The organism is Sutcliffiella halmapala (genome assembly GCF_002019665.1).
GTDB classification, from domain to species: domain Bacteria; phylum Bacillota; class Bacilli; order Bacillales; family Bacillaceae_I; genus Sutcliffiella_A; species Sutcliffiella_A halmapala.
This window is the reverse complement of sequence record NZ_KV917375.1, coordinates 242,292-256,198: the sequence shown is the minus strand read 5'-3', so window position 1 is coordinate 256,198 and position 13,907 is coordinate 242,292. Positions and strand designations below refer to the sequence as shown.

General features: G+C 41.6%; 15 protein-coding genes. 8 read left to right on the top strand and 7 right to left on the bottom strand.

All coding sequences use genetic code 11. The annotated features are described in order from the left end of the window. Window positions 1-27 precede the first annotated feature (27 nt). Window positions 28-258, top strand: a complete 231-nt coding sequence (locus tag BK580_RS01235) for a 2-hydroxymuconate tautomerase (RefSeq protein WP_078378574.1) — start codon at window positions 28-30, stop codon at window positions 256-258. Between the two features lie 102 nt (window positions 259-360). On the opposite strand, the gene BK580_RS01230 is transcribed toward BK580_RS01235, so the two are convergent. The 3 genes from BK580_RS01230 to BK580_RS01220 all read right to left on the bottom strand — a co-directional run bounded on the left by BK580_RS01230 (window position 361) and on the right by BK580_RS01220 (window position 2,769). Further along, window positions 361-867, bottom strand: coding sequence for a YwgA family protein (locus BK580_RS01230; protein ID WP_139364816.1), 507 nt, complete (start codon window positions 865-867; stop codon window positions 361-363). A 30-nt stretch (window positions 868-897) separates the two neighbouring features. Next, entirely contained in the window at window positions 898-2,196 is a 1,299-nt protein-coding gene (locus tag BK580_RS01225) for an HD domain-containing protein (RefSeq protein WP_078378572.1), read from the bottom strand. Window positions 2,197-2,544: 348 nt separating this feature from the next. Beyond that, window positions 2,545-2,769 (bottom strand): YuzB family protein, encoded by a 225-nt coding sequence (locus BK580_RS01220; protein ID WP_078378571.1) that lies wholly within the window; start codon window positions 2,767-2,769, stop codon window positions 2,545-2,547. 284 nt (window positions 2,770-3,053) lie between these two features. On the opposite strand from BK580_RS01220, the gene BK580_RS01215 reads away from it, so the two are divergent. Continuing rightward, window positions 3,054-3,770 carry an RsfA family transcriptional regulator gene (locus BK580_RS01215; RefSeq protein ID WP_078378570.1) on the top strand — a complete coding sequence of 239 codons (717 nt, stop codon included), beginning with the start codon at window positions 3,054-3,056 and terminating at the stop codon, window positions 3,768-3,770. Window positions 3,771-3,828: 58 nt separating this feature from the next. Here the strand turns inward: BK580_RS01215 and BK580_RS01210 are convergent, their stop codons facing one another. The 3 genes from BK580_RS01210 to pta form a co-directional block, all read right to left on the bottom strand. Beyond that, window positions 3,829-4,662: an octanoyl-[GcvH]:protein N-octanoyltransferase gene (locus BK580_RS01210; protein WP_408055252.1), complete on the bottom strand. Its 834-nt coding sequence runs from the start codon at window positions 4,660-4,662 to the stop codon at window positions 3,829-3,831. 849 nt (window positions 4,663-5,511) lie between these two features. Further along, window positions 5,512-6,690 (bottom strand): IS256 family transposase, encoded by a 1,179-nt coding sequence (locus BK580_RS01200; protein ID WP_078378567.1) that lies wholly within the window; start codon window positions 6,688-6,690, stop codon window positions 5,512-5,514. Window positions 6,691-7,091: 401 nt separating this feature from the next. Then, on the bottom strand, window positions 7,092-8,066 hold the full coding sequence (pta, locus tag BK580_RS01195; RefSeq protein WP_078378566.1) for a phosphate acetyltransferase: 975 nt from the start codon (window positions 8,064-8,066) through the stop codon (window positions 7,092-7,094). Window positions 8,067-8,357: 291 nt separating this feature from the next. Between pta and hemQ the strand changes: the two genes are divergently transcribed. The 3 genes from hemQ to gerQ all read left to right on the top strand — a co-directional run bounded on the left by hemQ (window position 8,358) and on the right by gerQ (window position 10,366). After that, window positions 8,358-9,101 carry a hydrogen peroxide-dependent heme synthase gene (gene hemQ, locus BK580_RS01190; protein WP_078378565.1) on the top strand — a complete coding sequence of 248 codons (744 nt, stop codon included), beginning with the start codon at window positions 8,358-8,360 and terminating at the stop codon, window positions 9,099-9,101. A 283-nt stretch (window positions 9,102-9,384) separates the two neighbouring features. Then, complete coding sequence (locus BK580_RS01185; RefSeq protein ID WP_078378564.1) at window positions 9,385-9,816, top strand: cell wall hydrolase; 432 nt, start codon at window positions 9,385-9,387, stop codon at window positions 9,814-9,816. A gap of 46 nt (window positions 9,817-9,862) precedes the next feature. Beyond that, on the top strand, window positions 9,863-10,366 hold the full coding sequence (gene gerQ / locus BK580_RS01180; RefSeq protein ID WP_078378563.1) for a spore coat protein GerQ: 504 nt from the start codon (window positions 9,863-9,865) through the stop codon (window positions 10,364-10,366). A 420-nt stretch (window positions 10,367-10,786) separates the two neighbouring features. Here gerQ and BK580_RS01175 read toward each other — a convergent pair whose 3' ends face one another. Further along, entirely contained in the window at window positions 10,787-11,155 is a 369-nt protein-coding gene (locus BK580_RS01175; protein WP_078382599.1) for a DUF423 domain-containing protein, read from the bottom strand. Between the two features lie 311 nt (window positions 11,156-11,466). Between BK580_RS01175 and pxpB the strand changes: the two genes are divergently transcribed. Genes pxpB through BK580_RS01160 form a run of 3 tightly spaced genes read left to right on the top strand, consistent with a single transcriptional unit; the run spans window position 11,467 to window position 13,869 of the window. Beyond that, window positions 11,467-12,180: a 5-oxoprolinase subunit PxpB gene (pxpB, locus tag BK580_RS01170; RefSeq protein WP_078378562.1), complete on the top strand. Its 714-nt coding sequence runs from the start codon at window positions 11,467-11,469 to the stop codon at window positions 12,178-12,180. Next, window positions 12,167-12,934 carry a 5-oxoprolinase subunit PxpA gene (locus tag BK580_RS01165; RefSeq protein ID WP_078378561.1) on the top strand — a complete coding sequence of 256 codons (768 nt, stop codon included), beginning with the start codon at window positions 12,167-12,169 and terminating at the stop codon, window positions 12,932-12,934. The genes pxpB and BK580_RS01165 overlap by 14 nt, the downstream gene beginning before the upstream one ends. Next, window positions 12,931-13,869, top strand: coding sequence for a 5-oxoprolinase subunit C family protein (locus BK580_RS01160; protein WP_078378560.1), 939 nt, complete (start codon window positions 12,931-12,933; stop codon window positions 13,867-13,869). The genes BK580_RS01165 and BK580_RS01160 overlap by 4 nt, the downstream gene beginning before the upstream one ends. Window positions 13,870-13,907: the final 38 nt, after the last annotated feature.

Here is a 13,907-nt window from a genome sequence, read left to right as displayed (position 1 = left end):
TCTTTTAAAATAAGTATACAATAACTTATGAGAGTTTTGAAAATATTAGAAGAGATAAAGGAGAGTCATCACATGCCATATGTTACTGTAAAAATGCTAGAAGGTCGCACAGAAGAACAAAAGAAAGCATTGGTAGAGAAGGTTACAGCTGCCGTAAGTGAAACAACAGGTGCTCCTGAAGGCAATATTGTCGTTTTTATCGAAGAAATGACAAAAAGCCATTATGCTGTTGGTGGAAAACGATTGAGTGATCAGTAAGATTCAACGGTAGGTAGCTCCGAATATGGGGCTACTTTTTTTATGGGATATTGGTGAACTCGAAATTCCCCCACACAAAAAAAGCCAAGCCTCATCCAAGGCCTAGCTCACTAACTGCGCACGCAGCTTTTCAATATAATCGTATGCCTCGTCCACTTCTTGTTCGGTGTAACGCTGTTTGCTTTTGAGCGTGAACACTTTTTCCTGCACTTCTTCTTTTGGCAGATTATCGAAAAATAATACGGTGGAAACGAGCTCTAAAAATCGAGAGCTTTGTTCGTTCATGGCAGTCATGCATTCGTTCAAGTGTGGCATCTCTAAATCGTAATGGGTTAAAAACTCTGCTCCCGTTTCTGTGAGGGAGTAACGATATTGGGAGTAGCCGCCTTTGTTTTCCTTAAGTTCATGTAAGAAGCCCAGGTTGCAAAGCTCTTCTACTCGCAGGGTAACCTCTTCTGAATAGGGACCGTAAAAGTGAAAATTGTACTTTTCATAAAATGGATAGTTTAGCTTTTTCGCTATGTACACCATTTTTTGGAGCTTCTTTCTCCCAATGACTTCCCCAGCTGAAGCAAAAACCTTCATTAATTTCGCGTGATCGATCAACAAACCCTTCATCTCCTAACGTGTATCCGTTGCCTATATTCCTAAAATCTCTCTAATTTTTTTCTTGATTGATCGTTTTGACGTTTGATCCTCTAAGATGTCTTGTGGAAAATAAAGCTTATGGTCCGTTCTTCTTTTGCCAGAAATGGCTTCCACTATCTCTGATTCTCTTGAAAGCTCACGAATATCCCCATTTGGCATTAATAGATGAATGGGGAGTCGTTCTTCTTCTTCGCCTGGACGGTAAAAGTCGTATGGCAGATCAGAGGAGGAATCCACTACTAGATAGTACTCTGGATCAAGTCCTGCTTTTTTAAATAGTCCCATTAACTCCAATAAGTCCATCATCTGCTTATTTGGATTAAATTCGACATACTTAAACAAATTCCTGTTCATAAATCGTCGACATAAGTCACTTAATATCGAATCTTCTTCTTCCTCCCATGCTTGGAAGTAGTACATAATAACGGCTTCATCTAATTTTATATAATCTTCAAGCGCAAGCTTCTCTTCAAATAATGAATAAAAGTGAATTGGGTTATGTTTGAATGTGTAGTTTTCTTGGTATAGTTGCTTTGCGCGGTGTAGAATTTTCGTCAGAATAACTTCCGCACTTCGAGTTACAGGGTGAAAATAAACCTGCCAATACATTTGATAACGACTCATAATATAGTCCTCGACCGCATGCATCCCACTTGATTTAATTACCACCTGGTCTTCTCTTGGACGCATCACTCGCAAGATACGCTCCATGTCAAAATTCCCATAGCTGACCCCTGTAAAATAAGCATCGCGTAACAAATAATCCATTCTATCTGCATCAATTTGGCTAGAGATTAAGCTTACTACTAATTTGTTTTTATACGTTTTGGCAATCACTTCAGCAACATGCTTCGGGAAATCCTTGTGCACTTTACGTAGCACTGCATTTACCTCTGTTTCACCTAAAATAATCGCTTGTGTAAAGTCCTCATGATCGAGATGAAAAACTTTTTCAAAGGAATGGGAAAAAGGCCCGTGTCCTAGATCGTGAAGCAATGCTGCACACAAACATAACAGGCGGTCGTTTGGGTTCCAATCTGCTCGTCCTTCAAAGCCACCATCAATAATTCTCCGGACGATTTCATATACCCCTAAGGAGTGATTGAGTCGGCTATGTTCCGCCCCATGAAACGTTAAATAGGTGGTACCTAGTTGGCGAATTCTACGCAAGCGTTGGAACTCTCTCGTTCCTACCAAATCCCATATCACACGGTCACGAACATGCACATAGCGATGGACAGGATCTTTAAATACTTTTTCTTCACTTAATTTTTCTGTAGCATAACTCATATTTATTTGACCTCGTTTACATGTGGCGTATGGGAAAAACAGTTATTAAAAAGAATATTGAAGCAAGCGTTGTAGTTTATTATTCTCTCGACTATTTTGTAAGTAATTCTATTATATAGTATTTTTTTTACATGGAAAGGACGATAGTACTGGAAAATCGCGAGTCTATCTTGGTTTTACCCCATCAGATGGCTATCTACTCTTTTTTTCGTCATTCTACCATTTTCCTAACTTCTTTTCTTTATGAGTGGTTTCATGTAAAAAGTCTAGATTCTTAATCTTTTAGCCTTCCCCAGCGTAAAATTGGCGAATAAAAAATCACCTTTGTACGAATACGAAGGCGATTTTTTATTTTTTTAGCTTTTTCATTATTTTATCGATTAATTCATCTTCTGTTGGTGCAGAAACAGGACGATTGTTTACGAAGGCAAACGACTTCTTTCTCCCTGGTCCACAATATGATTGGCATGCTACATCCAGCGTCGCTTCTTCGTCTACCTTTTTCAGCTTCGGAATTAACGTTTTGATGTTGGTTGCTTGGCAATCATCGCATATACGAAATTCATTCGCCATGGTCTTACACAACCCTTTCTAGCGGTCAAATTTATAGTAAGAGGTGTTCAAAAGATGCTTTCCTTTTTGAACAGACACTTTACGTGAAATCATTCACTATCTTTTCTAATTGCAACTGATATTTTACATGTAAAAATTGTTCAATGCAAGCTGGTTTCTAGATGATGTGGCTCTAAATCGCGGTAGATAACAATCTAGTAATTTTTTCTATGAATATGTATAAATATTTTTTTCTGGTCAAAAATAATAACAGAACTTAGATAGAAAAGGGAGTTGAGTTAACCATGAAATATCGTCAAGACGCATGGTCAGAAGAGAATGATTTATTACTAGCCGAAACAGTTTTGCGACATGTTAGAGAAGGCAGCACACAGCTTAACGCATTTGAAGAGGTTGGTGACAAGCTGAACCGCACTTCAGCTGCTTGTGGATTTCGCTGGAACGCAGTTGTCCGTCATGATTATGAAAAAGCACTACAGCTAGCAAAAAAACAAAGAAAACAAAGGCAGCGCGCATTAGGGCAGCCAACGAAAAAACTACTTTACAGTCCACCGGAATCCATTGTGGAAGAGGACATTCCATATGTTCTAGAGCAAATTGAGGAACAACCTCCTGTACCACAAACAAGAGTTGAACGAAAAGAAGCAGAAACAAAAGCGAAGCAGCCTAGTTATTCTAGCTTTACTAGCGGCCCTTCATCGCTTGATCAGGTTATCGGTTTCTTACAAACCATGAAACACACAAACGTTCATACTAGCGCTCTACAACTTGAAAATGAGAGATTAGTAAAAGAGAACGCCGAGCTAGCTCGCAAAACGCAAGAGCTGGAGAAACGTGTTCAACTCCTGCAAGATGAGCAGCTTACTGTTCAAGAAGATTACGAAACATTAATGAAAATCATGAACCGCGCACGTAAGCTCGTGCTGTTCGATGAGGAAGATCGCGTACCATCTAAGTTTATGATGGATCGCAATGGAAATTTGGAGAAGCTGGCGGAATAGATAATGGGGTGCCTGACTCCCAGTGCTTTAGACACTGGGGGTTAGGCACCCTTTGTTTTTACAAAACTTTCTCATTTCGCTCTACTATCCTTTGATAATAGTTATAATATAGCTCGTTTTCGTTCTCTTGGAGGGTATTAGCAAAAATGGTGCCGCTTAGTTCTTTGAGCGAGGTCAGAAGTCTAAGCATCACATCTTGTATAGTTAGGGGTTGACCCGTGAGTTCTGTCAACGATGCCATGACACTTGGGTTTATCGTTGGAAAGGCAAATTTGGTTTGTTCCCCTTGAAGTGCTCGCTTGTAAAACTCGCCGATCAGCGCGGCACGCTGGGAACCGCTTCCATCTATACAAAGATAAATTTGGACCGCTACCCCACCGCGAATTCTCCGCTGTGAAATGCCAGCGAACTTTTTATCTCCGATGCTAAGGTCATAGCTGCCCGGACAGTAAGAACCCACTATTTCTTTTGCTTGGATCTCCGTTGTGAGGTCCTTGAACATATGCTTGGTTAATTCAAACATCGCATCATAACCTCTATTAATGTCGATTGCTTTCTCGCCTTCTGGAAACACTAGTGACACATTGAGCACGCCATTGTCTAGCACGACCGCCAAGCCACCAGAATTCCGGACAATTACTTGATAGCCTTCACTTTCAAGGTATTGGATTCCAGTTTGTAGGTGTGGGAGACGCGTGTCTTGAATGCCAAGCACGATTGTATTCTCATGAACCCACGTGCGACATACCGCACCGCTCTCTCCTTTTCCAACAGATGTACACAAGGTATCATCCATCGCAAAGGATTGCAGCGCGTGGAAGTTTGCCCCTAAGGATGATTGATCTATAATTCGCCAGCTCGGCTGTTTCAGTAGTTGCTTGGCCGCTGCGATATTTGCTTCTGTCATCGTTCATACTCCTCTACTACGTTTCCGTACTTTCTTTTCCTTTAAGCATTATAATACAAGTTTTGGGGTGAGGGAAAGGTTGTGAGGAATGCTTAGAATAAATTAAATACATTGCTTTTGTGAAAAATGGTAAATAGAGTGGTTTCTTTGTTGGATGGCGTGAGGTTTTAGCTGGTTGGGCATGGTTTCGGTTCAATTTTTCCCTCTATTTCTATTTCTTGCTGATTTAGGGTACGATGGTGGATCGATCGTTCCCTCTTTTTGATTTTATCGAAGTTTCAGGGCACGATGACGCCTTGATCGTTCCCTCTATTCTCTTTTTTCGAAGTTTCAGGGCACGATGGCGCCTTGATCGTTCCCTCTATTCTCTTTTTTCGAAGTTTCAGGGCACGATGGCGCCTTGATCGTTCCCTCTATTTCTTTTTTCGAAGTTTCAGGGAACGATGACGCCTTGATCGTTCCCTCTATTTCTTTTTATCAAAGTTTCAGGGCACGATGACGCCTTGATCGTTCCCTCTATTCTCTTTTTTCGAAGTTTCAGGGCACGATGACGCCTTGATCGTTCCCTCTATTTCTTTTTATCGAAATTTCAGGGCACGATGACGCCTTGATCAGTCAAGTCCATATTATTGTGTAAAAGTGTCAACAATGAGTTTCGACAAGACAATAAATAAGATTAGGTGAGCGATACGTATTTCGAATTTACATCGAGAGGTGGGCATGATAGCCTGCGTGGGCAGGCCAGGTTTAAGAAACCTGGCTTCCTGGCTTTTCATCATGCCCACAGAGGCTCGATGTCAATTTGAAATTAGGCTTAACCACTATCTTTTAGGGTTAATTAGGCTTGATATCTTTTAGATAGGGGATGTTATGCTTATTCCAGTCTGCTTCTATATTCATTAAAACGGCTCCAATGATTCGATTGGCAGATTGTTCATTAGGGAAAATCTGAATGACTCGTTCTCTTCTACGTATTTCTCTGTTAACACGTTCTAACATGTTAGTGGTACGTAGGTTCTTATGGTGTTGAACTGGTTGTGAATGAAATTGAATAGCGTCCTCAAACCCATCCTCTAGTTTATTAATAGCTTTACTGAAGCCCTTTGTGTCTTGGTACTTTTCCACAAAACGGGCTTTCATCTCTCTTACAAGTTTGATATCCGAGTTCTGAAACATGTCTTTAAGCTCTTGTCGAGCTTCTGTTGTCTTTTTAGGGAGGGTGTCCATGATGTTCCTTAAGAAATGGACCACACATCTCTGCCAAGAGGTTCCTAAGAATGATGTTTGAATGGAAGAAACCAAACCAGCATGGGCATCAGAGATCACCATTTTAGGAGATTGAAGTCCTCTAGATTTTAGGTACTCAAAGAAATTAGACCAGCTTTCAGTGGATTCCGAGTGATTAACTTTCAAGCCAATGATTTCTCTATGCCCGTTTTGGTTCACCCCACAAGCAATATGAACACTTTTAGACACCACCTTTTGGTTTTCCCGAACCTTGATATATAGAGCGTCCACGTAAACATAAGGGTAGTAAAACGTGTTTAATGGACGGTTTCTCCATTCGTTGATGATAGGATCAAGTGTTTTGGTTAAATTGGAAACGAGAGATTTAGACACACTTTTCCCACACAGCTCTTCTACAATTTTCGTTACCTTTCGTGTAGAAACCCCATTTACCACCATTTCAATCATGGAAAGAATAAGAGCCTGTTCGCAGCGTGCATATTTTTGAAAGACAGTGGTAGAAAATTCCCCATCTCGTGTACGAGGAACTCTAAGTTTTAGAGAACCAGCTCCCGTAATCAACTCACGCTCATAATACCCATTCCGATAGGATCGGCGTTCTTCAGTTCTCTCATGAGAGAGTGCGTTGATGTACTCATCTCTTTCTTTTTCCATCAAAGAATTTAAAATAAGGGAAAGGGATGCTTTTACAGGTGATTCTAAAGCGCTTTTTTCGATTTTCTCTTTGAGATCTTCTAAATTTATAGTAATATTGATTTGGGTCATCATCATGTCCTCCGTGCGTGTAGTTTTCTTGGTCGAAAACATTGTAACACCACGGGTCATGATGGTGACCTTTCTATTTACACAATTATATGGACTTTATCCTTGATCGTTCCCTCTATTCTCTTTTTTCGAAGTTTCAGGGCACGATGGCGCCTTGATCGTTCCCTCTATTTGATTTTATCGAAGTTTCAGGGCACGATGACGCCTTGATCGTTCCCTCTATTCTCTTTTTTCGAAGTTTCAGGGCACGATGGCGCCTTGATTTGTCCACTATTTTCCTTTTAGCACGGTTTTCCTAATAACCCCAACTTAATCGCCCTCTAATTCCCCCCTTAAAGTTGCTTAGCAAACAAAAAAGGAAACTACGCATCAATCTCTCGTAGTTTCCCTCTTATAATGGTTTAGTTCATCGCTTGTCCAGCTGTAATTAAGGCTAGTTTGTAGACGTCTTCTACGCTACATCCACGAGATAGGTCATTAACTGGTTTGTTGAGGCCTTGTAAAATTGGTCCTACTGCTTCGAAGTTACCTAGGCGTTGGGCGATTTTGTAGCCGATGTTTCCTGCTTCTAGGCTTGGGAATACGAATACATTTGCGTCGCCTTTGATAATGGAATCCGGTGCTTTTTTCTCTGCAACAGATGGAACAAATGCTGCATCAAATTGGAATTCGCCGTCCACTACTAGCTCTGGGTCACGTTCTGCAGCTAAGCGCGCCGCTTCTACTACGCGTTCTGTTTCAGGAGATTTCGCTGATCCGTTTGTCGAAAAGCTTAGCATCGCAACCTTTGGCTCGATGTTGAACATTCTCGCTGTTGCTGCACTTTCCACAGCAATTTCCGCTAAATCTTTGCTGTCAGGAGAAATGTTGATTGCGCAATCTGCGAATACATATTTCTCGTCGTTACGGACCATGATGAATACTCCAGAAGTCTTTCGTACGCCTTCTTTTGTTTTAATGATTTGTAATGCCGGTCGAACCGTATCTGCTGTTGAATGTGCAGCGCCACTTACTAAGCCTTGCGCGCGGTTTACATGCACAAGCATTGTTCCAAAATAGTTTGGGTTCATCAGAGTTTTTCGTGCATCCTCTTCAGATGATTTCCCTTTACGACGCTCTACAAAGGATGCTACTAGCTCTTCCAAGTGCTCATACGTTTTTGGATCATAGATTTCCACGCCATCTAGGGAAAGTTGTAGGCTGTCTGCTAATGCGTTTATCTCATCTAGATCTCCCACAACAACTGGCTTCACCATATTTTCAGCTGCCAAACGGGCTACAGCTGTTAGTACTCGCTCATCGTTTCCTTCTGGGAAAACTATTTTTATATCTTGTCCTGCTACTTTTTCTTTTAGTGTTACAAATAAATCGCTCATGCAAGTCTCTCCTTCATTCGCTTTAATTAGCTTCTACTGATAAGGATACTTCAACAAAAATGAAAAGCAACCAATACCCGTCATTGTTATCGCTTTCAAGGAAAAGTCTTTATTTTCTAAAAAAGCGCTTCTGTCTTAGCCCTACTATTGTATCTGCCCCGTCTTATCCTATTCATCAACTCGTCACATTTTAGCAGTTTTACAAAGAAGAAGATAAGGTTAAACTGTGTTATAGTTAGAAGGAATACATAGTACATTCATAAATTAAATTCTTATATAGGAGTGATTGTAATGAGTGAAGCAGCTCAAACATTAGATGGTTGGTATAGCTTACATGATTTCCGTTCCATAGACTGGTCCCTTTGGAAAACACTTTCTAGCGAAGAACGCCAAACGGCAATTAATGAATTTCTTGGACTTGTGGAAAAATGGAACAACACGCAAGCAGAGAAGAATGGAAGCCACGCGTTGTACACGATTGTTGGTCAAAAAGCAGATTTCATGATGATGCTTCTTCGCCCAACTTTAGAAGAGTTGAACGACATTGAAAATGAATTTAACAAGACGACTTTTGCTCAATACACGATTCCGGTACATTCTTATGTATCCATCGTCGAGTTAAGCAACTATCTTCCTGCCGGTGAGGATCCATATCAAAATCCGCAAATTCTTGCTAGACTATACCCAGAATTACCAAAAGCGAAGCATGTTTGTTTCTATCCAATGGACAAGCGTCGTGTTGGTGAGGATAACTGGTATATGCTTCCAATGGAAGAGCGTCGCAGCATGATGCGCAGCCACGGAATGATTGGCCGCCAGTACGCTGGAAAAGTAAAACAAGTCATCACAGGCTCTGTTGGATTCGATGATTATGAGTGGGGCGTTACTTTATTTGCAGACGAAGCGCTTCAATTCAAAAAGCTTGTATACGAAATGCGTTTTGACGAAGTAAGTGCTCGTTTTGGTGAATTCGGTACATTCTTTGTTGGAAACTTACTTGAGGAAGAAAAAGTTTACTCTTTCTTATACGTTTAATTTAAAATAAGCCATTTATAGGTGCGGATTTCTACTTTTATAGTAGGAGTCGGCACTTTTTTCATGGGATTTTGTATCCTACTGCCATTCCCTCCTCCTCCGACCACCCCGAAACAAAATCAACCCAAGTCATATTCTCCCACCAACATTCATACAATCAAGTAGTGTGATTTATTTATTATTATTGTTAAAATGGTGCACCATTTTCTGCCCACTCAATATCTTATAAGTGAGTAGCTATAGGGAATGACCTATGCCTTAAAAGCAGGTGTGAGGTGAGAAAATGGCAGTTATAAAGCACAATGAAGCAGATGTAAAGACTTTAGCTAGGCTTTTGCGAGCTGAGGCTGAGGGCGAAGGTGTTTTAGGTATGTTATTGGTTGGAAATGTTGGAGTCAATCGTGTTCGTGCTAATTGCTTAGATTTTAAGACTATTACCAGTATCGATAGAATGGTGTATCAAAGTCCTGGTGGCTTTGAAGCGACACAAAAGGGTTATTTTTATCAGGGTGCAAGAGAGCAAGAAATTAGATTAGCGAGAAGAGTTCTTAAGGGGGAGCGTTTTGACCCTGCAACATTTTCTTTATGGTTTTTCCGACCGGATGGCCCGTGCCCGGCACAGTGGTACAATCAGCCAAATTCTGGTCAGTTTAAAGCACATTGCTTCTTTTCTCCAACAGAAGCAAATTGTCCAGAGGTTTATAGAACCTTTTAGAAAAGAGAAAAAGAATACTTACACGTTTTCGAGGAGGGAATGACAGATGAGTCAACAATTTTCACAAGCAACGGGGTACCCTTATTCTGCGGGGTATGGAGATCCTTACTCAGCCTATAGTCGCGCATATGGCCAACAAGCCGGGTTTCCTTACGGTTTTACTGGGGGATTTCCACAACAACAAGTAGCCGGACAACAAACAGGTATGCCAACACCTAGCTTTCCAACACAAGCAGCTACACCATCGACTGATGTTCCAGGAATGTTACCGCTAGAGCAATCTTATGTAGAAAATATCTTGCGTTTAAACCGTGGTAAATTAGCAACAGCCTATATGACTTTTGAGAACAATCGTGAATGGAATGCGAAGATTTTCAAAGGGATTATTGAGGCGGCAGGACGTGATCACTTGATTTTGAGTGATCCACAGACTGGGAAACGCTATCTACTTTTAATGGTTTATCTTGATTATGTGACATTTGATGAAGAGTTAGATTATGAGCCTCATTTTGGAGGGCAAGGACAGTTAAGTCAGTATTCACCAAGGTAACGAGAAAAGTGGAAGCGGCTCGTTCAGTTCCGACAAGCATAAGAAAGTTTTTCGGAGGAGGTCGATTTTTACCTCTGCAGAAAAGATGGCTTATGACTCGAGGAGCTAGCCGCTTGTGCTAGACATCAAGAAAAGTGCAAGCGGCTCGTTCAGTATCTAATTAGTTATATAAAAAACACTCTAAAGCGAGTTTTTCATTTCACCTCGCTCTGGAGTGTTTATTTTATGTTTAGCTAGCCTGAAAATACGGTAACAACTTTGAACACCCTGTTGATTTCCGTGCCAGGTGTTCGCTTTCCGCGGGGCGCTTGTGGAGCCTCCCGCAGGAGTCTCACACCTTCCACTTCAATCTACAGGGGGAGACGGAGATACTTAACACTCCACCTTTTCATCATCAATGGGCTTTAATATGGCTATGGCTTATGCTTTAATTGCAGCTACAATCACTAATACCCACCCAAGTAGGAATGCTAATCCACCTAGTGGTGTGATGGCTCCTAGGATTTTAACTCCGGAGATGGTGAGTATGTAGAGGCTTCCTGAGAATAAAATGATTCCGATAAACATGGACCAGCCGGCTGTAGTTAGAAGGCCTGTGCTGCCGAGGCGATCGATCATGAAGGCGATGACGAATAGACCGCCTGCGTGGAACATTTGATAAGTGACTCCTGTTTTCCAAATTTCTAGCATTCTTTCTGTTACTTTTCCTTCTAAGCCATGGGCGCCAAATGCCCCTAATGCAACTGCTAAGAAGGCGTTTATTGCTCCTAGTATGATAAAAAGATTCATTTCATTATCCACCTTTCCTATCCTCTTTTTTTAGTTTGGCTCTGTTAAACACCGCTGTTGATTTCCGCACGAGGCTTCGCTTTCCGCGGGGCGCTTGTGGAGCCTCCTCGGCTTTTTTGCCTGCGGGGTCTCCACAAAATGCTACCTCCCGCAGGACTTCGCCTCGTGCTCCAATCAACAGCTAGGTACCTATAAATCAACACTGTACTTTAACAGAACCTTTAGTTTAAGCTTATTATAAAGAATGTTCAAAAAATCCGGGAACATATTTAATGTATAACACAATTTAGCTGATGTAAGGGTGATTCTTTATGAATTATATGTTACAACCACTTGGAGACCAAGCGATACGTATTGAGTTTTTGAATGAAGCTCCGGCTATTCGTTCTATTTGTTCGTTTTTGTCTGACCATTTATTCGATGGCGTGGTAGATATTGTACCTGGTCTCAGCAGTATTACCATTTTCTATGATTATCCAACTACTAATTATTTTCTTGTAAAAAAACAATTGCTTGCTTTGCTGCCCAAAGTGTCCACTGCTCCTACACTGACTTCTTCGAGAACTGTTATTTTGCCAACCTTGTATGACGGTCCTGATCTTTCACGAATGGCTCATTTACATAAAACGACGATTGACTCTATTATCAAAACCCATGCTAGCGGGACTTATGAGGTGACAATGCTCGGGTTTTTGCCAGGCTTCCCTTATTTGAATGGCCTTCCTGCTACCCTTGAGACGCCAAGACTTACGACCCCAAGAGGTAAGGTGGAAGCTGGAGCTGTTGGTATTGGCGGGGATCAAACTGGTGTCTATCCAATTGCATCACCGGGTGGGTGGAATCTTATTGGGCGGACTCCTATCCCTATATTTTCACATGAGGACCCAGATCCATTTTTGCTTCAGGCTGGGGATAGGCTTCGCTTTTCACAAATAAAGGAACAGGAATTTATCGAGTGGCAGGAAAAAATAAAGCGTCATCAAGAGTGGAAAAAGGAAGTGATTTTTAACGATGAAAACGATTGATTTGAATTGTGACTTAGGGGAAAGTTTTGGGTCGTTTGTGATGGGAAATGACGAGTTGATTCTTCCCTATTTGACTTCTGCCAATATTGCCTGTGGTTTTCATGCGGGTGATCCACAGGTGATGTATCGAACGGTCCAGTTTGCTAAAGAAAACCAAGTTGCGATTGGAGCGCATCCTGGCTTTCAAGATATTCAAGGTTTCGGCCGGAGAAATCTGCCGCTAACCCCTGATGAAATCTTTCACCTTGTCCTTTATCAAATTGGGGCAATGGAGGCATTTTGCAAAGCACATCAGACAACACTTCATCATGTAAAGCCACATGGGGCCATGTATAATATGGCTGCGACTAATTACACTTTAGCCTACGCAATCGCAAGAGCGGTCAAAGTCTTTGCTCCCTCGCTCATTTTATACGGATTAGCTGGTAGTGAGCTCATTCGAGCCGGGGAAGATCTCGGCCTTCAAACCGCATCTGAAGGATTCGCTGATCGTACTTATCAAAATGATGGAACGTTAACTGCTAGAACGCAACCCAATGCGGTTATCCATGATGTGGATGTAGCGGTCCAACAAGTACTGCAAATGGTGGAGCACGGAACGGTAACATCACTTGACGGAGAAATGGTAAAGCTTCATGTTGATACCATTTGTCTGCATGGAGACAATGAACAAGCGATTCTTTTTGCACAACAGCTCCATGGACAACTTCTTCATAAAGGAATTCAAATTTCCAAGGTGGAGTATGCGCTATGACATTCCCTTTATTTAGAGTAGAGAAGACCGGACTTCTTACTTCTTTTCAAGACTTAGGACGAAAGCACTTTCAGTCAAAAGGGGTTGTTGCCTCCGGTGCGATGGATTCTTCTGCGTGCCAAATTGCCAATCTACTTGTTGGAAATAAAAAAGAAGAAGCTAGTATCGAGATTGCTATCCAGGGCCCTTCATTAACGGTCCTCGCAAAAGACGCGATTATTGCAATTTGTGGGGCCGACCTCTCCCCAACGATTAATGGAGCACCAGTTGAGATGTGGAAAACACTCTATGTAAAAGAAGGGGACAAAATTGAATTTGGGGCACAAAAAGCCGGAGTATATGCCTATTTAGCCGTAAGAGGCGGTTATGCTGTGCCGACTCTATTAGGAAGTAAGGCTTTCTATAGCAAGGAAAGTCTAGGTAAGAGGATTCAAAAGGGTACCATCATTTCTGCTGGAGCCGCATTTGCGCCTCTTTCTTCTAGGGGACTTCGCCACAATTTCTCTTATCCAAGAGATGTCACTGTTCGCGTGATTTCTGGACCACATGAAAAGCATTTTACACCAAAGGATATAGAATACTTTTTTTCACAACCTTATCAAATTAGCCAAGGCGATCGTATGGGATATCGGCTTCAAGGTGGAAAATTTCTTTCCGCATCTAACAGCAACGGAATTGCCTCCGATGCCATTCCGCTAGGAGGTATTCAAGTTCCAGATGATGGGCAGCCAATCGTGCTATTAGCCGATCGCCAGACAACTGGTGGTTACCGAAGAATTGGGACGGTGATATCGGCGGATATTTCTAAGCTTGTACAGGTTCCAGTTGGAGGCATAGTTCATTTCAAGGAAGTTAACTTAGAGGAAGCTTACAAAGCATTGTTAGAACAACATGTTTTCTTAAAACACTTAGCCCATGTTGCACAAAAGTCGTGATGCAATATTTTCCCCGTTCTCGGAAACGTTATATTTCC

Excerpts from the sequence above, each read along its gene's own strand:
- pxpB (WP_078378562.1), top strand. The coding sequence starts at position 11,467 with ATGAATTATATGTTACAACCACTTGGAGACCAAGCGATACGTATTGAG.
- BK580_RS01185 (WP_078378564.1), top strand. The coding sequence starts at position 9,385 with ATGGCAGTTATAAAGCACAATGAAGCAGATGTAAAGACTTTAGCTAGG.
- BK580_RS01175 (WP_078382599.1), bottom strand. The coding sequence starts at position 11,155 with ATGAATCTTTTTATCATACTAGGAGCAATAAACGCCTTCTTAGCAGTT.
- hemQ (WP_078378565.1), top strand. The coding sequence starts at position 8,358 with ATGAGTGAAGCAGCTCAAACATTAGATGGTTGGTATAGCTTACATGAT.
- BK580_RS01235 (WP_078378574.1), top strand. The coding sequence starts at position 28 with ATGAGAGTTTTGAAAATATTAGAAGAGATAAAGGAGAGTCATCACATG.
- BK580_RS01160 (WP_078378560.1), top strand. The coding sequence starts at position 12,931 with ATGACATTCCCTTTATTTAGAGTAGAGAAGACCGGACTTCTTACTTCT.
- gerQ (WP_078378563.1), top strand. The coding sequence starts at position 9,863 with ATGAGTCAACAATTTTCACAAGCAACGGGGTACCCTTATTCTGCGGGG.
- BK580_RS01220 (WP_078378571.1), bottom strand. The coding sequence starts at position 2,769 with ATGGCGAATGAATTTCGTATATGCGATGATTGCCAAGCAACCAACATC.
- pta (WP_078378566.1), bottom strand. The coding sequence starts at position 8,066 with ATGAGCGATTTATTTGTAACACTAAAAGAAAAAGTAGCAGGACAAGAT.
- BK580_RS01200 (WP_078378567.1), bottom strand. The coding sequence starts at position 6,690 with ATGACCCAAATCAATATTACTATAAATTTAGAAGATCTCAAAGAGAAA.
- BK580_RS01215 (WP_078378570.1), top strand. The coding sequence starts at position 3,054 with ATGAAATATCGTCAAGACGCATGGTCAGAAGAGAATGATTTATTACTA.
- BK580_RS01165 (WP_078378561.1), top strand. The coding sequence starts at position 12,167 with ATGAAAACGATTGATTTGAATTGTGACTTAGGGGAAAGTTTTGGGTCG.
- BK580_RS01225 (WP_078378572.1), bottom strand. The coding sequence starts at position 2,196 with ATGAGTTATGCTACAGAAAAATTAAGTGAAGAAAAAGTATTTAAAGAT.